Raw genomic sequence first — 23,959 nt, 5'->3', positions numbered from 1 at the left:
TCCCATGGCTGAGCAGGGTTGTCGGTGCCCGGCGTCAGCTTTCTGACTTAGTATAAAAAACATGAGCACTACCCATTTTGGTTTCCAGTCGGTCGACGAGAGCGATAAAGCCCGCCATGTGCGCGGTGTGTTCGACTCGGTCGCTTCCAAATACGATCTGATGAACGACCTGATGTCGGCAGGTCTGCACCGCGCCTGGAAGGCCTACACCGTGCTGGTCGCCGATATCCGCGAAGGCCACCAGGTGCTGGACATTGCCGGGGGTACCGGCGACCTGTCCATGGCCTTTGCCAAGAAGGTCGGCGCCAGTGGCCGCGTGGTGCATACCGACATCAACGAAGCCATGCTGCGTACGGGCCGCGATCGCCTGCTAGATGCCGGCGTGGTGCTGCCGACTATGGTCTGCGATGCCGAGAAGCTGCCGTTTGAAGACGCGTCGTTTGACCGCGTCAGCGTGGCCTTTGGCCTGCGCAATATGACCCACAAGGATGTGGCCCTGGCCGAGATGTGCCGGGTGCTCAAGCCTGGCGGCAAGCTGCTGGTGCTGGAGTTTTCCAAGGTCGCCCAGCCGCTGGAGAAGGCCTACGACTGGTATTCGTTCAAGGTGTTGCCGCAGCTGGGCAAGCTGGTGGCAGGCGACGACGCCAGCTACCGCTATCTGGCCGAGTCGATCCGCATGCACCCCGGCCAGAAGGAACTGAAGACCATGATGCAGGCCGCGGGCTTCGGCCATGTGGACTACCACAACCTTACCGGTGGCATGGTGGCGCTGCACGTTGGCATCAAGTGCTGATGGTCCTGGCGTCTAATACTTTATAAATACACGGAGATACCATGAAATTCTGGGCAATAGTTTTGGCGGCCACCATCGCCTTGGGCGCGGGCTTCGATGCCGAAGCGGCACGCCGCATGGGTGGAGGTAAATCCATCGGGCAGCAGTCCAGCAATGTGACCCAGCGCCAGGCGGCTCCCGCAGCACCTGCTGCACCGGCCCAAAACGCCAACAACGCCGCCGCCAAGCCGGCGACGGCCGCACCCGCTGCGGCGGCGCCCAAGCGCCCCTGGGGTGCGATGCTCGGCGGCCTGGCTGCAGGCCTGGGCCTGGCCTGGTTGGCCAGCTCCTTGGGCTTGGGCGCGGCCATGGGCCAGTTCATGCTGATTGCCCTGGTGGTGTTGGTGGGTATGGTCTTGTTCAGCTGGTTCATGCGGTCGCGCAAGAATACCGGCGCGTCAGCGTCCGGCAATAGCCCGTTCGCCTTCCAGGGGGCCAGCCCTGCGGCGCCGGCCACAGCGCCCGCCTACCGGGTGGAAAACGTGGGCAACGACGCATCGGCCCGTCCGTTCGAGCGCACCAATTCCCTGCCTTTGGATGGCGCCGCATCGGGTTCGATGATCGGCTCGGCACTGGCTGGTGGGCAGAGCTGGGGTGTGCCCGCAGGCTTTGATTCCGAAGGCTTCCTGAAGGCCGCGAAGAACAATTTCATCACCCTGCAATCCGCCTGGGACCGTTCGGACATTTCGTCGCTGCGGGCGATGATGACCGACACGATGCTGGGCGAGATCCAGTCCCAACTGACCGAACGCGAAACCCATACCGGCGGCCAGGTCAACAAGACCGACGTGGTGATGCTGGAAGCCAAGCTGCTGGGCATTGAAGACCTGGGCAACGACTACATGGCCAGCGTCGAGTTCTCCGGAATGATCCGCGAAGAGCCATCCGCCGGCCCGAGCCCGTTCCGCGAAGTCTGGAACATGACCAAACCGAAGAACGGCGGCAGCGGCTGGCTGGTCGCTGGGGTCCAAGCCCTGCAATAGCGATTGGTCAAGGACGCTTGCGTCCCGAGGTCGAGAAACTATCCCGGATAATGGGGGACTATGGCAACACAGTCCCCCTTTTCTTTGCTCGAAGACCTTTTCAACCGCGCCAGCGCCACGCTGCAGCCGCCACCCTGGGTTGTGGACGAGGTGCAAAACCGCGTTGTGCTGCTGCTCAACCATGTGCTGCAGCAAGAACCTGAAGCCATGACCCGCCTGGTCCGTCAAAAGGGCAGTGTGGTTCTGGTGCAGTGGCGCAGCTTCCACATGTCCCTGGTGGCTACACCCGCCGGCCTGCTGGACCGGGCCACTCCCGGCATGCGCGCCGACCTTACCTTGACCATCACCGAAACCTCGCCCTTGGCGTTGGCCCAGCAAGCCCTGCGGGCCGATAAGCCGGGTGTGCGCATCGAGGGCGATGTGCAGCTGGCGGCCGAGGTCAATTGGCTGGTCGACCACGTGCGCTGGGATCTGGAAGAAGACCTGTCGAAGCTGGTGGGCGACACGGCCGCCCATACCGTGGGCAATGTGGTCCGCAGCGCCGCGGCGACCCTGCGCCAGTTCGTAGGCCAGCGTCCCGGTGCCGACAAGGCACCCGCATGAGCCGGATTTTTCGCGGCGCCTACATCGTTTGGATCGTACTGCGCTACGGGCTGGATGAGCTGGTACTGACCAGCTTCCAGAAACCCTGGCTGGGGGTGCTGGCCCGCGTGCTGTCGGTAGGCCGCAAGCTGGATGCGCCGCGCGGCGTGCGCTTGCGCGAGGCGCTGGAGCGCCTAGGGCCGATCTTTGTGAAGTTCGGCCAGGTGCTGTCGACCCGGCGTGACCTGCTGCCGCCCGACATCGCCGACGAGCTGGCCCGTTTGCAGGACCGTGTGCCGCCGTTTCCATCGGCCGTGGCGGTCGCCACCATCGAGCGCGCGTTCCGCAAATCGGTGGGCGACATCTTTGAGAGCTTTGACCACACGCCGGTGGCCAGCGCGTCCATCGCCCAGGTGCACTTTGCGGTACTGAAAGACCGCAACGGCCGCCTGCGCGACGTGGCAGTCAAGGTGCTGCGCCCCGGCATGCTGCCGGCTATCGAGAGCGACCTGGGGTTGATGCGCACCATGGCTGGGTGGGTGCAAGGCCTGTCGGCCGATGGCAAGCGTCTGAAGCCCATGGAGGTGGTGGCCGAGTTCGATAAATACCTGCACGACGAGCTGGACCTGGTGCGCGAAGCCTCCAGCGCGGCGCAGCTGCGGCGCAATATGGACGGGCTGAACCTGGTGCTGATCCCCGAGATGTTCTGGGACTACTGTGCCACCGAGGTCATCGTGATGGAACGCATGACCGGCATTCCCATCAGCCAGACCGAGCGGCTGCGCGCCGCGGGCGTTGACTTTCAAAAGCTGGCCCGCGACGGTGTGACCATCTTCTTCACCCAGGTGTTCCGCGACGGCTTCTTCCATGCCGACATGCACCCGGGCAATATCCAGGTGTCTGTGGAGCCGGCCACCTTTGGCCGCTACATCTCGCTGGACTTCGGCATCGTCGGCACCCTGACCGAGTTCGACAAAGAGTATCTGGCGCAGAACTTCACCGCCTTCTTCCGGCGCGACTACAAGCGCGTCGCCGAGCTGCACATCGAATCCGGCTGGGTGCCCGCGAATACCCGCGTCGACGAGCTGGAAGCTGCCATCCGCGCCTGCTGCGAGCCGGTTTTCGACCGTCCGCTGAAGGAAATCTCGCTTGGCATCATCCTGATGCGCCTGTTCCAGACCTCGCGCCGCTTCCAGGTCGAGATCCAGCCGCAGCTGGTGCTGCTGCAGAAAACCCTGCTGAATATCGAGGGCCTGGGCCGCGAACTCGACCCCGAGCTGGACCTGTGGAACACCGCCAAGCCCTTCCTGGAAAAGTGGATGCTGGAGCAGATCGGCCCCAAGGCCTTCATCGAGCAGCTGAAAAACGAGGCGCCACGCTATGCCAAGCTGCTACCCGAGCTGCCGCGCCTGCTGGTCGATTTCTTGAAGCAGGGCGCGGCCGACCGTGGCGGCGACCAGCGCAAGCTGCTGGAAGAGCTGCTGCTCGAACACCGGCGTACCAACCGGCTGCTGCATGGCCTGGTGTTCGGTGCGATTGGTTTCGGCCTGGGGCTGCTGGTGATGCGCCTGCTTTTCTTATCCCCGTTCCTGTTCTAGTGCCGACCGGGTTTTTACCCGGTCAAACTATAATCGTAGGTTTTGCGACTTCAACCCGAGCCTTCCACGCCATGCCTATCTACGCTTATAAATGCGAGTCTTGCGGGCACAGCAAAGACGTATTGCAGAAAATGTCTGATGCGCCGCTGACCGACTGCCCCGTTTGCGGTGCCGCCGCATTCAAGAAACAAGTCACCGCCGCCGGTTTTCAGCTCAAGGGCTCGGGCTGGTATGTGACCGACTTCAAGGGCGGTGGCGCAGCCGCTACCACCACACCCGCGCCCAAGGTGGACGACGGTAAGCCCGCCGCATCCACCGACGCCGGAGCTGCCAAGTCTTCCGACAGCAGCTCGGCGCCTGCGCCGGCCGTAGCTGCCCCCGCGCCCGCGCCGGCTCCTTCCAGCGGCACCGGCTCGGCGACCTGATTCATGATGGCTGCTATCCGCAAATGGCTGTTGTCCGGCCTGTTGGTGATTGTCCCCGTGGCCATCACCGTCTGGGTGCTGGAATGGGTGATCAGTACGCTGGACCAAACCCTGTTGATCCTGCCGTCCAGCTGGCACCCCGACAAGCTGCTGGGTTTCCACCTCCCCGGTTTCGGCGTGCTGCTGGCTTTTGGCTCGCTGCTGATCGTGGGCGCGGTGGCCAGCAATTTTGTGGGCCGCAAGCTGGTTGACTGGTGGAATCTGCTGCTGCACCGTATTCCTATCGTCAGCTCAATCTACTCGGGCGTGAAGCAGGTGTCCGACACCTTGTTTTCCGAAAACGGCAATGCTTTCCGCAAAGCGGTGCTGGTGCAGTGGCCGCGCGAAGGCGTCTGGACGATTGCTTTCGTGACCGGCGTGCCCGGTGGCGATACCGCCAACTATCTGCAGGGCGAATACCTGACGGTCTATGTGCCGACCACGCCGAACCCGACCGGCGGCTACTTCGTCATGCTGCGCGCCAGCGAGTGCGTGGAACTGCGGATGAGTGTGGACGAGGCGCTGAAGTACATCGTCTCCATGGGCGTGGTGGTGCCTAACGGTGTTGCACCGCACCCCGCCAAGCTGCCTCAAAACTCCTAAAAACTTATGTGTATTGGCGGGCCGCACCGGCACCGCCGTCTTTGTTAACCTTTGCGCCCCTTAGCGGCGCCAGAAATCGATAGCCATGCAATCTCAAATGCGTACCACCTACTGCGGTCTTGTGACCGAAGCCCTGCTGGGCCAGACTGTCACCCTTTGCGGTTGGGTCAACCGCCGCCGTGACCACGGTGGCGTGATTTTTGTCGACTTGCGCGACCGTGAAGGCTATGTGCAAGTGGTGTGCGACCCGGACCGCGCCGAGATGTTCGCCGTGTCTGAGACCCTGCGTAACGAGTTCTGCGTGCAGATCAAGGGCCTGGTGCGCGCGCGCCCCGAAGGCACGGTCAACGACAACCTGAAAAGCGGCAAGATCGAAATTCTGTGCCACGAACTGGTGGTGCTGAACCCCTCGGTCACGCCCCCGTTCCAGCTGGACGATGACAACCTGTCGGAAACCACCCGCCTGACGCACCGCGTGCTGGACCTGCGCCGTCCCTACATGCAAAACAACCTGATGCTGCGCTACCGCGTGGCCATGGAAGTGCGCAAGTTTCTGGACACGCACGGTTTCATCGACATCGAAACCCCGATGCTCGGCAAGTCCACGCCCGAAGGCGCGCGCGACTACCTGGTGCCCAGCCGCGTGCACGAAGGCATGTTCTTCGCGCTGCCGCAAAGCCCGCAGCTGTTCAAGCAGCTGCTGATGGTGGCCGGCTACGACCGTTACTACCAGATCACCAAGTGCTTCCGTGACGAAGACCTGCGCGCCGACCGCCAGCCTGAATTCACCCAGATCGATATCGAAACCTCGTTCCTTACCGAACAGGAAATCCGCGATATGTTCCAGGGCATGATCATCACCGTGTTCAAGAACACCCTGGGCGTGGACCTGGGCGAGTTCCCGGTCATGACCTTCCAGGAAGCCGCGCACCGCTACGGCTCCGACAAGCCCGATTTGCGCGTCAAGCTCGAATTTACCGAACTCACCGACGTGATGGCCGATGTGGACTTCAAGGTGTTCTCGGGTGCCGCGACGATGAAGAACGGCCGCGTGGTCGGCCTGCGCGTGCCCGGAGGCGCCAAGGAGGTCGGCGGCCTGAGCCGCAGCGACATCGACGGCTATACCGAGTTCGTCAAGATCTATGGTGCCAAGGGCCTGGCCTACATCAAGGTCAACGAGCTGGCCAAGGGCCGCGACGGCCTGCAAAGCCCGATCGTCAAGAACATCCACGACAAGGCCCTGGCCGAAGTGCTGGCCCGCACCGGCGCGCAAGATGGCGACCTGATCTTCTTTGGCGCCGACAAGGCCAAGATCGTCAACGACGCGATCGGTGCGCTGCGTATCAAGATCGGCCACAGCGAGTTCGGCAAGAAGAACGGCCTGTTCGAAAAAGGCTGGCGCCCAATGTGGGTGGTCGACTTCCCGATGTTCGAGTTCGACGAAGACGCACAGCGCTACACCGCCACGCACCACCCGTTTACCGCGCCCAAAGACGGCCACGAAGACTGGATGGTCACTGCGCCGGAGAAGTGCATCTCCAAGGGCTACGACATGGTGCTGAACGGCTGGGAAATGGGTGGCGGCTCGGTCCGTATCCACCGCGCCGACGTGCAGCAGAAGGTTTTCGACGCACTGAAGATCACGCCCGAAGAAGCCCAAGACAAATTCGGCTTCCTGCTGGACGCCCTGCAGTACGGCGCGCCCCCGCACGGCGGCCTGGCTTTCGGCCTGGACCGCATCGTGACGCTGATGACCGGCGCCGAGTCCATCCGCGACGTGATTGCCTTCCCCAAGACCCAGCGCGCGCAGGACTTGCTGACGCAAGCGCCTTCGACCGTGGACGAGAAGCAGCTGCGCGAACTGCACATCCGCTTGCGCAACCCCGTCGCCTGATCCGGGTTTCGCCTGTGCAAAAAGCCCGCTCCGTGCGGGCTTTTTAACGCCTGATTCACTATGGATTTGATAGCTACTCGCACAGATTAAAACTGCGCTGGAGCCTTGTTTTTCATAAATTTCAGGGCCGCGCCCTGGAACTGGCTGGGCGACTGGCCCATGGCGGCTTTGAACATGGCAGCAAACGCGCTGTCGCTGGCGTAGCCGCAGTCTGCTGCCACCTGGCTCACCGGCACGCCACGCGCCAGCAAGGGCAGGGCGTGGGCCAGCACCGCCTGCTGGCGCCATTGCAGATAGCTGGTGCCCAGCTCGTCGCGGAACAGCCGAGCTACCGTGCGCTCGCTGGCGCCGAAGTCCGCGGCCCATTCGGCCAGCGTGGCCTGCCGGGACGGCTCGCGCAGCACCGCGTCGCACAGTGCGCGCAGCCGTTTGTCCTGCGGCAGGGCGATGCGCAGGTTGTGGGTGTCGGCGCAGGTGACCTCATGCAGGGTCAGCAAGATTAGCGCGTCCTCGCGTGGCCCGGGCTGGGTGTCTTCCAGCGCATGGATCAACTCGCGCAGAAAGCTCGACACCACCAGGGTGCGGCAGCCGGTCCAGCCGGGCGGCGTGGCCGACACGTCCATGTACAGGGTGCGCAGATGGGCGTTCTCCAACAGGGTCACGGCATGCGGCAGATTCGCCGGAATCCACACCGCGCGCGAGGGCGGCACGATGAAGCTGCTGTGCTGCCCGTGGTCGATGGCGGTCACCTGCATCAGGCCGCGGTCGCAGTAGGCCAGCTGCGACCAGGCGTGCTGGTGCGGCTCGAAATGGGTGTCCACCGGCAGCGAACGCGCACGGCAGCGCAGCGGGCGCTGCGGCGTCGGCGCGAAGTTGTCGGCGCTCTCCAGTTCGGTGAATTTGAGGACGGATGTGCGGACCATGCTGGTTTGGCTGAAATTCGCTGAAAACTGTCTTTTTGCCGTATTCCGGAAATGGCAGGCCGATACTACGATAGCTGCATGAGCACATCAAGCATCCCTCTCCCCACTGCCAATCCCGTCAGCCTGCGCCAGGAGGCCGGCGTGATCGGCCTGGTCGGCGGCGCACACATGATCAGCCATTTCAGCCAGCTGCTGCTGGCGCCACTGTTCCCCTGGCTGAAGGACGACTTCAACGCCAGCTACGCCGAACTCGGCTTTCTGATGTCGATCTTCTTCGTGGTCTCCTGCGCGGTGCAGATGGCCTCGGGCTTTGTGGTCGACAAGTTCGGCCCGCGGCCCATCCTGTTCGGCGGCCTGGCGCTGCTGGGCTTGGCGGCGTTTGGCTTTTCGGCTAGCCATAGCTACGCGATGCTGGCGGCGTTCTCGGTGGTGGCGGGCATTGGCAACGGCGTGTTCCACCCGGTGGACTACACCTTGCTGAACCGCAAGATCAGCGCACCGCGCTTGGGCCATGCGTACAGCGTGCACGGCATCACCGGCAGCCTGGGCTGGGCGCTGGCGCCGGCCATGCTGGTGCCAATTGCCCTGGCGTTCTCCTGGCGCACCGCGCTGGCCTCGGCCGGCACCTTGGCGTTTGCGGTGCTGGCGGTGCTGTGGATCAACCGCGACAAGCTGGCCTTGCCCGCCATGCCGGTGGCCAAAGCCGGCGCCCCGGTGATGGAGGGCGGCAGCTTCGGCTTCATGCGCATCCCGGCGGTATGGATGTGCTTTGGCTTCTTCTTTTTCTACGCCATTGCCCTGAGCGTGGTGCAGGCCTTTGCGCCCGAGGCCGCGCGCCAGCTGCACAACGTGCCCCTGGCCATGGTGGCCATGTGCCTGACCATCTACATGGTCTGCAGCTCGGGTGGCATGGTGCTGGGCGGCTTTCTGGCGTCGGACCCGACGCGTTGCGAACGTATCGTCGGCATAGGTTTTGGCGTGGCGGCGTCGCTGGCCCTGGTGCTGGCGCTGGCCGATGTGCCAGCCTGGGCGGTGCCGGTGTTCTTCGGCCTGATGGGTTTTTCGGCCGGCACCGGTGGCCCGTCGCGTGACCTGATCGTCAAGCGCGCCACACCGGCCAATTCCACCGGCCGCGTCTACGGCGTGGTGTATTCGGGGCTGGACATCGGCCAGGCGCTGTCGCCCCTGGTGTTCGGTACCTTGATGGACCACCACCAGTACGCGGGTGTGCTGGTCGGCCTGGCCCTGGTGCAGGCGGTGCTGATCGCCAGCGCCTTCAATGTGCGCAAGGTGCGCCGCACGGCGCTCGCCACGGCCTAAGCCGCGTCGGCCTGCACCTCCGGTGCAGCGCGTTGAAAGGTCGGCAGCTGCCGGCAGGCCTCTCCTATACGCCGCACCAGCGGATACGCATCCAGCGCCACGTGGAAGCGCTCGGCGTTGTACAGCTGTGGCACCAGGCAGCAATCGGCCAGGGTCGGCGTATCGCCATGGCAGTACACGCCACTGCTCTGCTGCAGCATCGCCTCCACCGTCTTGAAGCCCAGTGCGATCCAGTGCGCGTACCAGGTGCGCCTGGCCTCGACCGCCACCCCCAGCGTGGTCTCCAGGTACTGCATGACGCGCAGATTGTTCAGCGGATGGATTTCGCAGGCGATGGCCTGGGCGATGGCCCGCACCCGGGCCCGGCCAGCCGCATCGGCCGGCAGCAGCGGCGGTGTCGGATGCAGCTCGTCCAGGTACTCGATGATGGGTAGCGACTGGCTCAGGGTGACATCGCCATCAACCAGCACCGGCACCAGCTCGGCCGGGTTCAGCGCGGCAAAGGCGGGCGCGTGTTGCTCACCCCCGTCGCGCAGCATGTGTACCGGCACGGACTGGTAGGCCAGGCCTTTTAGCTCCAGCGCAATCCGCACCCGGTAGGACGCCGAGCTGCGGAAGTAGGTGTGCAGGACCAGCATGGCAGCCTCAGATCTGCACCGCCGGCAGCACCGTGCCCCGGCATTCGCCAAAGCCGATGCGCCGGAAGCCTTCGCGCACGCAGTAGCCGCGCAGGATCACCGTGTCGCCGTCTTCCAGGTAGGTGCGGGTTTCGCCGCTGCTCAGCGTGAAGGGCTTTTTACCGCCGGTGCTGAGTTCCATCAGCGAACCACCTTGCTCGGGCTTGGGGCCCGACAGCGTGCCGGTACCAAACAGATCACCGGCGCGCAGATTGCAGCCGTTCACCGTGTGGTGTGCGACCAGCTGGGCCACGGTCCAGTAGGCGTCGCGGTAGTTGGACTGCGACAGCTTGTCGCCCGCATGGCCGGCAGCCCGCATCTGTGCCGTCTGCAGCCACACCTCCAGTTCAATATCGATAGCACCCTGCGCAGTATTGGCGGGCGATACCAGGTAATTCAAGGGTTCTGGATCGCCCTCGGGCCGGCTGAACGGCGCGCGGAACGGGGCCAGCGCATCCATCGTCACCACCCAGGGCGACAGCGTGCTGGCGAAGTTCTTCGACAGGAACGGGCCCAGCGGCTGGTATTCCCAGCCCTGCACATCGCGCGCGCTCCAGTCGTTGAACAGGGCGACGCCGAACACATGGTCTTCGGCCTGGGCCATGGCGATCGGCTGGCCCAGCGGATTCGGGCGGCCCACCACCAGGCCGAGTTCCAGCTCGTAGTCGAGCCGGCGGCACGGGCCGAAGCTGGGCACGTCCTGGTCGGGCGCCTTGGTCTGGCCGTTCGGTCGGTGGAAGCTGGTGCCGCTGGGCTGGATGCTGGAGGCCCGGCCGTGGTAGCCGATGGGCACCCATTTGTAGTTGGGCAACAGCGGGTTGTCGGGGCGCAGCTGCTTGCCGATGGTGGTGGCGTGGTGGATGCTGGTGTAGAAGTCGGTGTAGTCGCCGATCTCGCAAGGCAGGCCCAGCTCGACATTGGCCTGGGCATGCAGCGCAGCCTGGAACTTGGCCTGCTGTGGGCTGCCTTCGCGCAAACCCTCGACCATGGCATGGCGCAGGCTGCGCCGGGCTTCGGGCAGCAGGCGCATCAGCCGGTTCATGTCGTGGCTGTCGATCAGGCCGGCGGCGCGCAGGTCCAGCACCTGGTCGCCGATGGCCACGCCTATGCGCCAGTCGGCGTCTTCCTCCAGCCGGAAGCGGCCGAAGGGCAGGTTTTGCAGTGGGAAGTCGCTGGCCGGGTCGTTGGCGGAGGCGACCCAGCTTTGCAAGGTGGGGGCGTGGGTGGCGTCGATGGTCGTCATAGCTGTTCCGGGTGAAAGTGTTTTTGCAGGCCTTGCCAGCATTGGTGGTAGTCGGTTTGCAGCGACGGCGAGGCCAGGGCTTGCAGGGTGGGGCGCAGCACGCAACGGGTCTCGAACATGAAGGCCATGGTGTCGGTGATCACGTGCGGCTGGGAGATGTCGGCGGTGCTGGCTTTCTCGAAGGTCTCGGCATCCGGGCCGTGGCCGGTCATGCAGTTGTGCAGGCTGCTGCCGCCGGGCACAAAGCCATCGGCCTTGGCGTCGTAGGCGCCGTGCACCAGGCCCATGAATTCGCTGGCAATGTTGCGGTGGAACCAGGGCGGGCGGAAGGTGTCCTGCATCGCCAGGATGCGCGGTGGAAAGATCACGAAGTCGATATTGCTGACGCCCGGCGTGTCACTGGCCGAATGCAGCACCAGAAAGATCGATGGGTCCGGGTGGTCGTAGCTGATCGAGCCTATGGCGTTGAAGCGCCGCAGGTCGTACTTGTAGGGCGCGTAATTGCCGTGCCAGGCCACCACGTCCAGCGGCGAATGCGCCATCTGCGCGGCCCATAGCTGGCCCATGAATTTGGCGACCAGTTCGTGCGGGCGGTCCACGTCTTCATAGGCGGCCACCGGCGTCAGAAAGTCGCGTGCATTCGCCAGGCCGTTCGAGCCTATCGGGCCCAGGTCCGGCAGGCGGAAGTTGGCGCCAAAGTTCTCGCAAATGTAGCCACGCGCCTCGGCGTCCAGCAGCTCCACTTTGAAACGCACGCCGCGTGGAATCACCACGATTTCCTGCGGCTCGGCCTCGATCACGCCGAGTTCGGTAACGAAGCGCTGCCGGCCCTGCTGCAGCACGACCAGCAGCTCGCCGTCGGCGCTGTAGAACACCCGTTGCTGCATGGAGCGGTTGGCCGCATACAGGTAGATGGCGCTGCCGGTCTGCGCATGCGGGTCGCCATTGCCCGCCATGCAGACCAGGCCGTCGACAAAGTCGGTAGGCTGCTGCAGCACGGGCAGCGGGTTCCAGCGCAGCTGGTTCGGTGGGGTGGGGCCGAAGTCGCTGCGCATGGCGGCGGCCGCCAGGGGCTGGAACGGCGTGTGCATGGCCGAGGGGCGGATGCGGTACAGCCAGGAGCGGCGGTTCTCGGCGCGCGGCGCGGTAAATGCCGAGCCTGTCAGCTGCTCGGCATACAGGCCGTAGGCGCAGCGCTGGGGCGAGTTGCGGCCCACCGGCAGGGCTCCGGCCAGGGCTTCGGTGGCGAAGCTGTTGCCGAAGCCGGCTTGGTACTGCAAAGCGGTTTCCATCAGGGTTCCTTAGTCCAGTTTGATGCTGTTGGCGCGGATCAGGCGGCCCCAGCGTTCGCGTTCTGCTGTCACATAGGCGGTCATCTGGCCCGGTGTGCCAGGGGTGGCTTCGACGCCCAGCGCCTGGAAGCGGGCCTTGATCGCCGTACTGGCCAGGGCCTCTTGCAGTGCGCGGCTGTAGCGGGCGACGGTCTCGGGTTTAGCCGCCACCGGTGCTACCAAGCCTTGCCAAGCCCAGGCCTCGAACTTGGGCAGACCTTGCTCGGCCAGGGTAGGGATCTCGGCCATGGTCTTGATGCGTGTGGGGCTGGCCACGCCAATCGCCTTGAGTTTGCCCGCGGCGATGAACGGATAGCCGACGGCCGAGTCGATGAACATGAACGGCACTTGGCCGCCGATCACGTCCTGCACCGCAGGCGCTGCGCCGCGGTAGGCCACATGGGTCAGTTTGAGCTTGGCCGCGTCGCCCAGCATCTCCACCGCCAGATGGTGCGGGCTGCCCATGCCGGCCGATGCGTAGTTGGTGCCTTCGGCATGGGACTGCGCCCAGGCCAGGAACTCCTTCCAGTTCTTGGCCGGCACATTGGGCGCGACCACCAGGATCATGGGGAAGCGGCCCAGCAGCCCGATGGGTGCGAAGTCGCGTTCGGCGTTGTAGCTCAGTTTGGAGAACAGGGCCGGGTTGGCGGCCAGGGTGGCGAAGTCGGCTGTGAGGATGGTGTGCTCGGTATCGCGCGCCTTGGCTGCGTAGTCTGCTGCGATATTGGTAGCGGCACCGGGTTTGTTGACGATGATGATCGGCTGGCCCAGGCTTTTGCCCATGCTTTCGGCCAGTGAGCGGGCCAGCACGTCGGAGCCGCCTCCGGGCGCGTAGCCGAGCACCCATTCGACGGGTTTGCCGTCCTGTGCCAGAGCGCCCAGGGTGCATAAAGTCAGCGCTGCTGCGCCCAGTGCGCGGCTGGCGCGGGATACGAAGGAAAGGCTTGCCATGGTGTCTCCAATGATTGAAAGTTTGCTTAGAGCAAATCAGTTTGCAATTTTATTTTTAAATTTGTCTTTGTCAAATGCATTTGTCATTTGCGTATCGGCATAGGGGCGTTGCAAAATCCAATCACAATGCCGCCCAGCCACACACTTTGTTTTCTTAGCAACGCATGAAAAAACCGCTTTCCAAACCTCCTGCAGATACCACCGCGGACCTACCCGACGCCAAGGCCCAGCGCGCTGTGCAGTCGGTCGAGGTGGGTGGACGCCTGCTGTTGACGCTGGCGGCGCATCCCAGTGCGATGACCTTGAAAGACTTGGCTGCCGGGGCCGGCCTGCCGGCCGCACGGGCGCATCCCTACCTGGTCAGCTTTGGCAAGCTGGGCTTGATCGAGCAAGACCTGGGCACCGGCCGCTACGCGCTGGGGCCGGCCGCGCTGCAGCTGGGGCTGACCTGCCTGCACCAGCTGGACCCGATCAAGGTGGCGGTGCCGGTGGCCGAGCGGCTGGCCGCCAGCACTGACCAAAGCGTGATCATTGCCCTGTGGGGCAATATGGGGCCGACCGTGGTGCGCATGATCGAAGCGCGCCAGCCGCTGCATGTGAACATGCGGGCCGGCACCGTGATGTCGGTGCTGGGCACGGCCACCGGCCGCGCATTCGCAGCCGCATTGCCGCGGAAAATCCTGGAAGAAGCCCTGGCCGGGCCGATGGGGCAGTTCAGCCCGGCGGACCTGCTGGGTGCCCAGCATCTGGACCGGGAGCTGCGCTCGGCCAGCGAGGAGGTGCAAGCGCATGGCGTGACCCGTGCGCTGGGCCGGCCGGTGCCCAGTGTGAACGCCTTTGGCGCGGCGGCTTTTGACCACGAGGGCCATGTAGCCCTGGTGATCACAGCGCTGGGCCATGCGGATAATTTTGACGCGGACTGGGATTCGACGATGGCCGTGGCAGTGCGCCAAGCCGCCGCCGACATATCGCGGCGGCTGGGCTATGTGGCAGCGTAGTAAGGCGCTACTTTTTTAATAGCTACCAGCGCAGGTTTTGTTTGCGCTAGAGGCTTGTTTGGCTTAAAAAAACCGGCTACCACCGCAGGGCTCAAGCGGTTTGCAGTACGCCGCGTTGCACCTGGTCGCGCTCGATGGATTCGAACAGCGCCTTGAAGTTGCCTTCGCCAAAGCCTTCGTCGCCTTTGCGCTGGATGAACTCGAAGAACACCGGGCCCAGCTGGGTTTGCGAGAAGATTTGCAACAGCAGGCGTGGCGTGCCGCCCTCCGTGGAGCCGTCCATCAGGATGCCGCGGGTCTGCAGTTCGGCCACCGGCTGGCCATGGCCGGGCAGGCGGCCGTCGAGCATCTCGTAGTACACCTCGTTGGGGGCTGTCATCAGCGGCACGCCGGCCAGGGCCAGTTTGTCCACCGTGCCCAGCAAGTCGTCGCAGATCAAGGCGATGTGCTGTATGCCTTCGCCGTTGAACTTCATCAAATACTCTTCGATCTGGCCGCCGCCCTGGCGCGACTCCTCGTTCAGCGGGATGCGGATCTTGCCGTCCGGTGCGGTCAGCGCCTTGGAGGTCAGGCCGGTGTATTCGCCCTTGATATCGAAGAAGCGGATCTCGCGGAAGTTGAACAGGCGCTCGTAGAAGCCGGCCCAGAAAGCCATGCGGCCGCGGTAGACGTTGTGCGTCAGATGGTCGATCAGCTGCAGGCCATGGCCTACGGGATGCCGGTCCACGCCGTCGATGAAGTCGAAGTCGATGTCGTAGATGGATTTGCCGTCCTCAAACCGGTCGATCAGGTACAGCGGCGCGCCGCCTATGCCTTTGATGGCCGGCAGGTTCAGCTCCATCGGGCCGGGGTTGAGCTCGATCGGCTGGGCACCGAGTTCCAGCGCACGTTTGTAGGCATGGTGCGAATCCTTGACCCGAAAGGCCATGCCGCAGGCGCTGGGGCCGTGCTCGGCGGCAAAGTAGCCAGCCACGCTCTTGGGTTCGCGGTTGACGATGAAGTTGATCTCGCCCTGGCGGTACAGCACCACGTCCTTGGAGCGGTGCTTGGCCACCAAGGTGAAGCCCATGCGTTCGAACACCGGTTCCAGCACGCCGGGGGTGGGCGATGCGAATTCCACGAATTCAAAGCCCATCAGGCCCATGGGGTTGTCGAATAGGTCTGCCACGGTGTGTGTCCTTGAAGAAATAGATGGCGCAATCATTTCGCAAAGCGTGCGCAGTTTTAATGCAACTTGCTGCGCTGATTTTTGTATCTGCGCAGGTTTTCAGCGCTGGCTAGGCAAGGCGTTTCAGCTCGGTGCGGAATGTGGCCGCGCGCTGCACGTAACCGGCGGCACCGCGTTCCAGATTCGCCACGTCTTCGTCGCTCAGCGTGCGCACCACCTTGGCCGGCGCACCCAAAATCAGCGAGCGGTCGGGGAACACCTTGCCCTCGGTGACCACCGCGCCGGCGCCGACCAGGCAGTGCTGGCCGATGATGGCGCCATTCAGTACCACGGCCTGGATGCCGATCAGCGCACCATCGCCGATGGTGCAGCCGTGCAGCATGGCCTGGTGGCCTACGGTGACGCGTTCGCCCACGGTCAGCGGGAAGCCGGGGTCGGCGTGCAGCACCGCGCCTTCCTGCACATTGCTGGATGCGCCTATGCGGATGGGTTCGTTGTCGGCGCGGATCACCGCGCCAAACCAGACGCTGCTGTGCTCGCCCAGGCTGACCTGTCCGACGAGGGTGGCTTCCGCGGCCACGAAGGCGCTGGCGGCAATGTCGGGGATGTGGGGGCCTAGGCTGTAGATGGGCATGGTGGTCCTTGTAGTTCAGTCCAGGGTGATACCAGATTTTTTGGCCAGCACCGCATAGCGCGCCATCTCTGTACGGAAATACTGGACCGCGGCTTCGGGTGTCGTGGGGTTGATCACATTGCCTTGCTTGGCCATGGCTTCCTTGACCTCGGGTGAGGTGTAGGCGGCCACAAAGGCGTCGTGGATGCGTTTGACCTGGTCGGCGGGCAGCTTGGCCGGGCCGACCACTGCAAACCAGCCTTCTATGCTGTAGTTGGGCAGGCCTTGCTCGGCAATCGTCGGGATGTCGGGGGCGGCCGGGGTGCGCGTGCTGCCGCACAGGCCGATGGCCCGCAGCGCGCCGCTTTTCAGGTGGGCCTGTACGGCGGGCAGGGCCACAACACCCATCTCGACCTGGCCGCCGATCAGGTCGGTCACCATCGGGCCCGTGCCCTTGTAGGGGATGTGGCGGATCTTCACCTGGGCTTCGTCGACAAACATCTCACCAGCCAGGTGGATCACCGTGCCATTGCCCGAGGAAGCGTAGTTGTAGGCGTCGGGCTTGGCTTTCAGCAGGGCCACCAGTTCCTTGACGTTGTGGGCCGCCACCTTGGCCGGGTTCACCACCAGCACGAACGGCGTTGAGCCCATCACGCTGATGGGGGTAAAGTCGCCCAGGGTGTCGTAGGGCAGCTTCTTGAACACGCTGGGGTTGATCACATGGTTGTTGGATACCAGGCCGATGGTCAGGCCGTCGGGCGCGGCCTTGGCCAGCGCCGATGCGCCCGTGATGCCACCGGCACCCGGTAGGTTTTCGATCACCACCGCCTGGCCGCCAAGGGCCTTGGTGAGGGCCGACACCGCGGCCCGTGCAATCGCATCCACGCCCGAGCCTGCGCCTATGGGCAGAATCACGCGCAAAGGCTTGTCGGGCACGCTTTGCGACCAGGTGGGCAGGCTGCAGGACGAGGCGATCAGCGCCAGGGCGGCGCGGCGGGACAGAGTGGGGTTCATGGGTTTGTCTCCTTTGTCATGTGTTTTTATGTGCTCATAGACCGCGTAGCTGTCCCAGCACTTCATTGGTGTGCTCGCCGATAGCCGCCAGCGGCATGCGCACGCCGGGGCGGCGGCCACCCAGGGTCAGCGGTAGCAAGACCACTTCGGTGCTGCCGCCGTCGTCGGTCTGCATAGGTACCAATCCGCCGCTGGCCTTGAGATGCGGGTCGTTGACCAGCTGGTCGGGCCGCATGATGGGCGCGTAGGGAATGCCTGCCGCTTCCAGCTTGGGCGACAGCTCGGCGGCAACGTGGTGCTGCAAGATTTCGCCCAGCCGCTGCAGCAGGACCGGGCGCACGGCGACGCGCTGGGCGTTGGTCAGGAAGGCCGGTTCGCGGGCCAGATCGGGGCGTTCGAGCACATCGCACAGGGTCAGCCATTGCTTTTCGCTGACCGCGCCTATGAACAGCTGCTCGCCGTTGGCCAGGGTGAACACGTCGTAGACGCTCCAGGCCGAGACGCGTGAGGGCATGGGCGGCGGCGGCTCCTGGGTCATCAGGAACTGCTGCATGTGCTGGGCGCTGAGGAACACGCAGTTCTCGAACAGGGCGCTCTGTATCTCCTGGCCCTTGCCGGTGCTGTCGCGCTCGCGCAGTGCGGCCAGGATGCCGATGGCGCCAAACATGCCGCCCATGATGTCGTTGACCGAGGTGCCGGCGCGCAGCGGCCGGCCTTCGGGCCCGGTCATGTACGACAGGCCGCCCATCATCTGCACCACCTCGTCCAGCGCCAGCCGGTTCTCGTAGGGGCCGGGCAAGAAGCCCTTGTGCGAGGCATAGATCAGCCGCGGGTTAAGGGTCGACAGGCTGGCGTAGTTCAGGCCCAGCTTGTTCATCAGGCCGGGGCGGAAGTTCTCCAGCACCACATCGCATTGCGCCGCCAGCTCCTTGGCCGTGGCCTGGCCCTCTGGCGTGGTGATGTCCAGCACCACGCTTTTCTTGTTGCGGTTGAAGCTGCGGAAGAAGCCTATGCCCAGGCCCGGCAGATTGCGGGTCTTGTCGCCGCCCGGGGGCTCGATCTTGATGACCTCGGCGCCCAGGTCGGCCAGGATCATGCCGCAGGTCGGGCCCATCACCATGTGGGTGAATTCGATGACGCGGATGCCCGCGAGGGGGAGGGGGGTCATACAGTCGTTTCCAGAAAGGTTTTGGGTAGGCCGGCGCGCCATAGCGCACCGTGGGTGGTTTCGCCGGCCAGCCATTCGCTGACCTGGGCGCGCAGTTTCAACAGTTGCTGCAGGTTGATCCCGGTGTCCACGCGCATGCTGGCCAGCATGTAGGCCAGGTCTTCGGTGGCGGCATTGCCGCTGGCGCCGGGCGCGTGCGGGCAGCCGCCGATGCCGGCCAGCGAGGCATCGAAGCGCTGCACGCCCAGCGACAGCGCGGCATACACATTGGCCAGCGCCAGGCCGCGGGTATCGTGGAAGTGGCCGCAGCAAAAGCGGTCGCCGGCGATCTTCAGCGCCTGCTCGAACAGTTCGCTGACCTGGCGCGGGTCGGCATAGCCCACGGTGTCGGCGATGCTCACGCGGTCGGCGCCGGCGTCCAGCAAGGCCTGCATCAGGCGCAGCACTTCGGCGGGCTCAACCCGGCCTTGCAGGGTGCAGCCAAAGGCCGTGCCCACGCCGCCTTCGATCAGGGTTTTGCTGCCCGCCGCATCGCGGGCCGCGCGGATGCGGGCCACCTCGGCCACCACCTTGTCGGGCGTCTTGCGCAGGTTGGCCTGGCTGTGCATATGGCTGGCGGACAAGGGCACGATCATCAGGTGCGCAGCCTGGGCGATGGCGCTCTCGGCGCCGCGCAGATTCGGCACCAGTACCGAGGCGCGCAGGCCGGGCAGGGTCTGGGCGTAGGCCAGCAGCTCGGCGGTGTCGGCCAGCTGCGGCAGCAGCCGGGCAGGCACGAAGGAGCCGACTTCGATCTCGCGCTGACCGGCAGCGTAGGCCTGGCGTATCCATGCCTGCTTGAGGGGCGTGGGCAGGATGGTTTGTATGCTTTGCAGGCCATCGCGCAGACCGACTTCGCGGACCACGGCGCTGGATGGGAAGGTGGGCATGGTTGTCTCCTAATCGCCAGTAGGCTGGCTCTGGCGGTATTTTTAGACATGCCGTTCAAACTATCCAGTGGCATTTTGGAACACCGGAGTGTCCAAACTGGAATGTCAAAAACATGCCATCATGGCGCCATGCGTGACCTTGACCTGAAGACCCTGCGCCTGTTTGTGGCGGTGTGCGACCACCAGAACATGGCCCGCGCGGCCGAGCACGAACACATCGAACCCTCGGCGGTGAGCAAGCGCATCAGCCAGCTGGAGGCCGACCTGGGCACGCCCTTGCTGATGCGCGGCCGGCGCGGCGTGCAGCCCACGGCGGCCGGCGTGACGCTACTGGAGCACGCGCGCAATGTGCTGTTCACCATGGAGCGCATCGCTACCGACGTGGCGGCATTCGGCAGCGGGGTGAAGGGCCATGTGCGCCTGGTTGCCAGTGCCTCGGCGATTGCCGAGTCCTTGCTGGACGATATTGCGGTGTTCATGCGCGAGCCCGCCAACCGCAACATCAAGGTGGATATCGAAGAGCGGCTGTCGCGCGACCTGGTGCGCCTGGTGCGCGAGGGCAGCGCGTCGGTGGGCGTGTGCTGGGACAGCGTGGACCTGGACGGGCTGCAGCACCGGCCCTACCGCACAGACCGGCTGGCGCTGGCCGTGCACCCTGATCATCCGCTGGCGCAGCGCAAGTCCCTGCGCTTCGAGCAGACGCTGGATTACGAGTACGTGGGTTTGCCGCCCTCCACGGCGGTGCACACCATGCTGCAACGGGCGGCGGCGCGGGCCGACCGCACCGTGTCGTACCGGGTGGTGGTGTCCAACTTCGACGCGGCTTTTCGGGGGGTGGCGGCGAACCTGGGGGTCAGCGTGGTGCCGGTGGAGGTGGGCGGGCCATTTGCCGCCTTGCTGGGCCTACACGTGATTCCGTTGACCGATAGCTGGGCCCAGCGCCAGTTTGCCGTGTGCTTCCAGAACCTGGATGGGCTGCAGCCGGCGGTGCGGCGCATGGTGGACCATCTGGTGGAGCGCGCCGCGCACAGCGCCAGCGGGGCCTGAGGCGGTGGGGAATTTATAGAAAAAGTGCCTCTGGCGCTTATTTAATATGCGCGAGCAGCTATATAAATAGTAGCGGTAGGCGTTGCGATACCGCTGCCTTCAGCGTGGTGCAATCGCGCGGGCCAGGGCATCGTCGATAGTGCCTTGGGCGTTCATGCTGCGCACTATGCCCAGGCCGTTGGAGCTGGCGTTGATCAAGGTCTGCACATTGATCTGCTGGTTGTTCAGCGTGTTCTGGATGACGGTGCCCGCCCCCAGGTTGGCCACCGCGTTGGGCACGCTATTGCCCGTGCCGACCTGCACCAGGTTCAATCCGGCGATCTGGCCATTGAGCTGCGCCGCCTGTGCGGGCGTCAGCTGGGACAGCTCGCCCAGGCTCAGGGTAGTTTCTGTGATCAGTGCGCCATTGATGTACACGGTGCGGGTGATGCCGAAGCTGACCTGCAGCCCCGCGCCAATGTCAAAGCCGCCGCGCAGTTTGTCCAGGGTGCTGTTGCTGACGGTGCGCCACAGGCTGTTGTCCGCAGGTTGGCCTGCATCGGCTCGGTCGGAAAAATAGGCCAGGATCGCCAGGATGGCGAACAGGCAGAGGTTGCGTCCGCGCTTGCTCAAGATCATGGGGCGAGGGGCGCGCATCAGAAGTCTCCAGGCCCGAGGCGGGGCAGGGTGATGCCCGCAGCACCGATGCGGTTCAGCCCATCGCTGACGGGCGCGCGCTGTGCTACGCGCCAGTCGGCCTGCAGGTTGAAGCGGGCCGTGTCCATGCGGTTGTGCACGACGAACAGCACGCGGTTTTGCCAGCTGGCGTCAAACGCCTGGCGCGCCACGGCCCGCGTGCCTTGCGCTGGGTCGCCGATCAGCACCCGGTCGGGTTGCACGCCTTTGACCACCACGAAATGGTGGTAGCCCTTCTCGTTGATCAGCACGATGGCGGGCACATTGGCCTCGTTGAGTTTCTCCAGCGGCTGCTCAAAGCCGTCGGCTTCGAAGCCGAGCTTGGCCAGCAGGCGCTTCATGTCGAGCAAGGAGAAGCCTTCGCGCTGGATCTTTTGCTGGTCGCCCTGTGCGTACATTTCTTCGAACACGGTTTGCTCGCTGACCGGGTAGCCATAGTGGTGGGTCAGCAGGGTGGCGAGGGCTGCGGAGCCGCAGCTGAAATCGTATTGCTGCAGCAGGGTGCCGGCCCAGCGGGCTTCGCGGATGCTGGTGACCGGTACGCGGAAGTCGCCCGCGCCCATGGACGGCAGATGCGCAGTCTGCGCCGGTGCTACGCCGGTGCCGGCGAGTAGCGCTAAGGAAAGCAGCAGGCTGCGCATGGTGCCGCCGTCAATCGATCTGCAGATGCAGGATGACCGCGTTCTGTATCAGCACGTTGGCGCCAGAGTTCTGGATCACCACCGGTATGCCGCTCATATTGGCAAAGGCGCCGGAGCTGATGGCGTTGTTGCCGGTGGTCACCTGCTGCGCGGAGTTGTCCGCCGTGGTGCCGGCCAGTGTGATGTCGTTGTGGACGAACTGGCTGCCGCCGCGGTAGTTGCCCAGCTCGGCCAGTGCTACCGGTTTGCTGAAGGCTGCACGGGCCGCAGTGCTGCCTGTGTCCTGGGTTTGCGCCAGGGCCGGCGCCACTAGTGCGCAGGCCAGCGCCAAGCCGCCCGGCCAGCGGAATATTGTTGATTGCATGGCATTGTCCCCTCGGTCTCTCGGTGGAGTGGGTGGGGTGTACCGGTATCCGCCATGCCGTCTGCACCCTGGGGCACAGACAGCATGGCCTTACCGGCTACGCGTTACTGACCCACGTTCAGGTTGGCTTGTACGTTCACACTTTGCTGAACGAGCGAAGCAATGCCGCTGTTTTGGCTGGCCACCATGATGCCGGCGGCCGACTGGCCAACGCTGGTCATGGTGTTCGACATGTTGAACGTGCCTGCGTTCACCGAGTTGGTTCCGCCTGCGCCGCCTACGCCGCCAGAGCCCGCGCCGCCTGTGCCGCCTTGGGCAGTGTTGACGCCGCCGTTGCCTGCGCCACCGGCACCACCTGTGCCTGCGCCGCCTGCGCCACCGGCACCTGCCGTGGCCGTGCCGCCAGTGGCTGCACCACCGGTTGCGCTGCCATTGGTAGCTGCACCGCCTGCACCACCAGAGCCGGCTCCGGCCGTACGGGTGCTGCCGCCTGCATTGGCCGATGCGGTGCCGCCTGCACCACCTGCGCCGCCTGCACCGGACGTGCTGGTACCGCCTGAGCCGGTACCCGTGCCTGTGCCGGTAGCGGTGCCGGTGTCGCCGTCGCCATTGCTACCAGAGCCGGTGCCGGTGCCGTTGGCATTCGCAATGGCTCTGCCGCTGCTGCCGCCGTTGTCGCCGTTGGCAATGGCCCGGCCCGAGCGGTCGCCGCCGCTGGCATTGCCACCCCAGCCGCTGCCGCCTTTGCCTGCAGATGCACTGCCGTTGCTGGCCTTGGTGCTGACGCTGCCCACCGAGGCCCTGCCACCGTTGCCGCCATCGTCGCCGTAGCCTTCGCCACCGCTGCCGCCATTGCCCTTGCCGGATGCATAGCCGCCCTTGGCATTGCCGCCGTCGCCGCCATAGGCTCTTCCGCCATTGGCATTGCCGGTGTTGTAGGCGTCGTTGCCAATGCCGTAGATGCGGTTGCCGGAGACAGACCCTTCCAGCTTGCTGGTGGCGGTGGCGGTGGCCACATTGAAGGCATTGGTAAAGGTGCCTGTGGAGCCGTTGTTCAGCGCAGCAGACCGGTCGGTGGCGCGGGCAGCGCCTGTGTCACGGTAGTTGGTGCTGCTGTTCGCATAGCTCTTGGAGTTGGTGCTGGAGTTGGTTTTGGTGATGGTCTTGGTATCCGTGTCCGTATAGGTTTTGGTATTCGTACTGGAATCCGTCCGCGTATCCGTGTTGGTCGTGGTGACTGTGCTGGTGTTGTCACCGGTGCGGGCCCGCTGCGTGATATCCGTGTCGATGTCGCTGGCCAGTGCCACATTGCTTAACCCGAATATCGCAGTGAGAGCGGTAGCTAGAAGCGTTGTTTTCATAAATCCTCCAAACGTTGAAAGTAGAAAGGTCCTAAATCGAGTCACGGTGCACAGCTCCGAGCCATGGCGCCACAACTCCAAATCAGCATTTGCATTTTGTGTGCCTACATTTTTTTCTTTAGTTTTGTATGCGATTTCTGCGGGTAAACACTGTTTTTGGAGCAGATCTGTATGCGGATGGGGGCGTTGGCAAGCTTGTGGATGCGATCGGCAGGCCGGGTTTGTAACGATTCCGTGACTGGCCAGGTGGCGGGCTACAGCACCGAGCGGCGTAAACCAGGCTGTTTCCAGGCCTTTTTTGCATGCATATGTGGATGTGCTCGCGGCTGCTGTCACATGCGTGAGACAGGGTTAACGGCACAAGCCGCGGGCGGAACGTCTCGACAAGCGCTGCCAGCAAGGGCAGGACTTGCGTTGGTTGTTCAATGGATGGGTGATAAACCAGATAAAAAGACTGCCTCAATTGTGTGACAGTCAATTATTTAAAGTGGTTTACGTACAGTTTCAATTTGAAGGTGAAGTTTGTACACAATTTGTACGTGGCAATACAAAATCAGGACACAAGAAAAAGCAAGGCGAT

The 23,959-nt window shown here is 64.3% G+C and carries 24 protein-coding genes; 10 read left to right on the top strand and 14 right to left on the bottom strand.

Annotated features, from left to right (window positions below):
- Positions 1 to 61: 61 nt before the first annotated feature.
- From ubiE to aspS, 7 genes are all read left to right on the top strand, one after another.
- Positions 62 to 793, top strand: a complete 732-nt coding sequence (gene ubiE / locus BLT66_RS06055) for a bifunctional demethylmenaquinone methyltransferase/2-methoxy-6-polyprenyl-1,4-benzoquinol methylase UbiE (protein WP_092756658.1) — start codon at positions 62 to 64, stop codon at positions 791 to 793.
- Between the two features lie 41 nt (positions 794 to 834).
- A complete protein-coding gene (locus BLT66_RS06050; RefSeq protein WP_092756656.1) occupies positions 835 to 1,815 on the top strand; it encodes a Tim44 domain-containing protein in 981 nt (326 codons plus the stop codon).
- 60 nt (positions 1,816 to 1,875) lie between these two features.
- The gene (locus BLT66_RS06045; protein WP_092756654.1) at positions 1,876 to 2,418 is read left to right on the top strand and encodes a hypothetical protein; all 543 of its coding nucleotides are present in this window, start codon (positions 1,876 to 1,878) and stop codon (positions 2,416 to 2,418) included.
- Positions 2,415 to 3,995 carry a ubiquinone biosynthesis regulatory protein kinase UbiB gene (gene ubiB / locus BLT66_RS06040; protein WP_092756652.1) on the top strand — a complete coding sequence of 527 codons (1,581 nt, stop codon included), beginning with the start codon at positions 2,415 to 2,417 and terminating at the stop codon, positions 3,993 to 3,995. The genes BLT66_RS06045 and ubiB overlap by 4 nt, the downstream gene beginning before the upstream one ends.
- A gap of 71 nt (positions 3,996 to 4,066) precedes the next feature.
- The gene (locus BLT66_RS06035; protein ID WP_092756650.1) at positions 4,067 to 4,420 is read left to right on the top strand and encodes an FmdB family zinc ribbon protein; all 354 of its coding nucleotides are present in this window, start codon (positions 4,067 to 4,069) and stop codon (positions 4,418 to 4,420) included.
- A 6-nt stretch (positions 4,421 to 4,426) separates the two neighbouring features.
- On the top strand, positions 4,427 to 5,062 hold the full coding sequence (locus tag BLT66_RS06030) for a DUF502 domain-containing protein (RefSeq protein ID WP_092757043.1): 636 nt from the start codon (positions 4,427 to 4,429) through the stop codon (positions 5,060 to 5,062).
- Positions 5,063 to 5,147: 85 nt separating this feature from the next.
- A complete protein-coding gene (gene aspS / locus BLT66_RS06025; protein ID WP_255406786.1) occupies positions 5,148 to 6,956 on the top strand; it encodes an aspartate--tRNA ligase in 1,809 nt (602 codons plus the stop codon).
- An 86-nt stretch (positions 6,957 to 7,042) separates the two neighbouring features.
- On the opposite strand, the gene BLT66_RS06020 is transcribed toward aspS, so the two are convergent.
- Complete coding sequence (locus BLT66_RS06020; protein WP_092756646.1) at positions 7,043 to 7,879, bottom strand: AraC family transcriptional regulator; 837 nt, start codon at positions 7,877 to 7,879, stop codon at positions 7,043 to 7,045.
- Between the two features lie 78 nt (positions 7,880 to 7,957).
- On the opposite strand from BLT66_RS06020, the gene BLT66_RS06015 reads away from it, so the two are divergent.
- The gene (locus tag BLT66_RS06015) at positions 7,958 to 9,199 is read left to right on the top strand and encodes an MFS transporter (protein ID WP_092756644.1); all 1,242 of its coding nucleotides are present in this window, start codon (positions 7,958 to 7,960) and stop codon (positions 9,197 to 9,199) included.
- Here the strand turns inward: BLT66_RS06015 and maiA are convergent.
- From maiA to BLT66_RS05995, 4 genes are read right to left on the bottom strand one after another with little or no spacing between them, the layout of a single operon-like run.
- Positions 9,196 to 9,837 carry a maleylacetoacetate isomerase gene (maiA, locus tag BLT66_RS06010; protein WP_218922558.1) on the bottom strand — a complete coding sequence of 214 codons (642 nt, stop codon included), beginning with the start codon at positions 9,835 to 9,837 and terminating at the stop codon, positions 9,196 to 9,198. The two genes, BLT66_RS06015 and maiA, sit on opposite strands and share 4 nt — an antisense overlap.
- A 7-nt stretch (positions 9,838 to 9,844) precedes the next feature.
- Positions 9,845 to 11,119 carry a fumarylacetoacetase gene (gene fahA, locus BLT66_RS06005; protein WP_092756642.1) on the bottom strand — a complete coding sequence of 425 codons (1,275 nt, stop codon included), beginning with the start codon at positions 11,117 to 11,119 and terminating at the stop codon, positions 9,845 to 9,847.
- Complete coding sequence (gene hmgA / locus BLT66_RS06000) at positions 11,116 to 12,411, bottom strand: homogentisate 1,2-dioxygenase (RefSeq protein ID WP_092756640.1); 1,296 nt, start codon at positions 12,409 to 12,411, stop codon at positions 11,116 to 11,118. The genes fahA and hmgA overlap by 4 nt, the downstream gene beginning before the upstream one ends.
- A 9-nt stretch (positions 12,412 to 12,420) precedes the next feature.
- Positions 12,421 to 13,401, bottom strand: a complete 981-nt coding sequence (locus BLT66_RS05995; protein WP_092756638.1) for a Bug family tripartite tricarboxylate transporter substrate binding protein — start codon at positions 13,399 to 13,401, stop codon at positions 12,421 to 12,423.
- A gap of 164 nt (positions 13,402 to 13,565) precedes the next feature.
- On the opposite strand from BLT66_RS05995, the gene BLT66_RS05990 reads away from it, so the two are divergent.
- The gene (locus tag BLT66_RS05990; protein ID WP_092756636.1) at positions 13,566 to 14,399 is read left to right on the top strand and encodes an IclR family transcriptional regulator; all 834 of its coding nucleotides are present in this window, start codon (positions 13,566 to 13,568) and stop codon (positions 14,397 to 14,399) included.
- 91 nt (positions 14,400 to 14,490) lie between these two features.
- Here BLT66_RS05990 and hppD read toward each other — a convergent pair whose 3' ends face one another.
- The 5 genes from hppD to BLT66_RS05965 all read right to left on the bottom strand — a co-directional run bounded on the left by hppD (position 14,491) and on the right by BLT66_RS05965 (position 19,291).
- A complete protein-coding gene (gene hppD, locus BLT66_RS05985; protein ID WP_176954977.1) occupies positions 14,491 to 15,567 on the bottom strand; it encodes a 4-hydroxyphenylpyruvate dioxygenase in 1,077 nt (358 codons plus the stop codon).
- Between the two features lie 109 nt (positions 15,568 to 15,676).
- Positions 15,677 to 16,201, bottom strand: a complete 525-nt coding sequence (locus BLT66_RS05980) for a gamma carbonic anhydrase family protein (RefSeq protein ID WP_092756632.1) — start codon at positions 16,199 to 16,201, stop codon at positions 15,677 to 15,679.
- 15 nt (positions 16,202 to 16,216) lie between these two features.
- The gene (locus tag BLT66_RS05975) at positions 16,217 to 17,194 is read right to left on the bottom strand and encodes a Bug family tripartite tricarboxylate transporter substrate binding protein (protein ID WP_092756630.1); all 978 of its coding nucleotides are present in this window, start codon (positions 17,192 to 17,194) and stop codon (positions 16,217 to 16,219) included.
- A 34-nt stretch (positions 17,195 to 17,228) separates the two neighbouring features.
- Positions 17,229 to 18,362 carry a CaiB/BaiF CoA transferase family protein gene (locus BLT66_RS05970; RefSeq protein WP_092756628.1) on the bottom strand — a complete coding sequence of 378 codons (1,134 nt, stop codon included), beginning with the start codon at positions 18,360 to 18,362 and terminating at the stop codon, positions 17,229 to 17,231.
- Entirely contained in the window at positions 18,359 to 19,291 is a 933-nt protein-coding gene (locus BLT66_RS05965; RefSeq protein ID WP_092756626.1) for a hydroxymethylglutaryl-CoA lyase, read from the bottom strand. The genes BLT66_RS05970 and BLT66_RS05965 overlap by 4 nt, the downstream gene beginning before the upstream one ends.
- Before the next feature lie 129 nt (positions 19,292 to 19,420).
- On the opposite strand from BLT66_RS05965, the gene BLT66_RS05960 reads away from it, so the two are divergent.
- A complete protein-coding gene (locus BLT66_RS05960; protein ID WP_092756624.1) occupies positions 19,421 to 20,338 on the top strand; it encodes a LysR family transcriptional regulator in 918 nt (305 codons plus the stop codon).
- 99 nt (positions 20,339 to 20,437) lie between these two features.
- On the opposite strand, the gene BLT66_RS05955 is transcribed toward BLT66_RS05960, so the two are convergent.
- From BLT66_RS05955 to BLT66_RS05940, 4 genes are all read right to left on the bottom strand, one after another.
- On the bottom strand, positions 20,438 to 20,974 hold the full coding sequence (locus BLT66_RS05955) for a hypothetical protein (protein ID WP_143029148.1): 537 nt from the start codon (positions 20,972 to 20,974) through the stop codon (positions 20,438 to 20,440).
- Entirely contained in the window at positions 20,974 to 21,654 is a 681-nt protein-coding gene (locus BLT66_RS05950) for a C39 family peptidase (protein WP_092756620.1), read from the bottom strand. The genes BLT66_RS05955 and BLT66_RS05950 overlap by 1 nt, the downstream gene beginning before the upstream one ends.
- A 10-nt stretch (positions 21,655 to 21,664) precedes the next feature.
- The gene (locus tag BLT66_RS05945) at positions 21,665 to 22,018 is read right to left on the bottom strand and encodes a hypothetical protein (protein WP_255406785.1); all 354 of its coding nucleotides are present in this window, start codon (positions 22,016 to 22,018) and stop codon (positions 21,665 to 21,667) included.
- Between the two features lie 104 nt (positions 22,019 to 22,122).
- On the bottom strand, positions 22,123 to 23,379 hold the full coding sequence (locus tag BLT66_RS05940; protein ID WP_092756618.1) for a hypothetical protein: 1,257 nt from the start codon (positions 23,377 to 23,379) through the stop codon (positions 22,123 to 22,125).
- Between the last annotated feature and the right edge of the window lie 580 nt (positions 23,380 to 23,959).

Source organism: Rhodoferax sp. OV413, assembly GCF_900104385.1.
GTDB lineage: Bacteria > Pseudomonadota > Gammaproteobacteria > Burkholderiales > Burkholderiaceae_C > Rhodoferax_B.
Note: the sequence above shows the minus strand (reverse complement) of the source record. Positions and strands in the feature narration are given on the sequence as shown.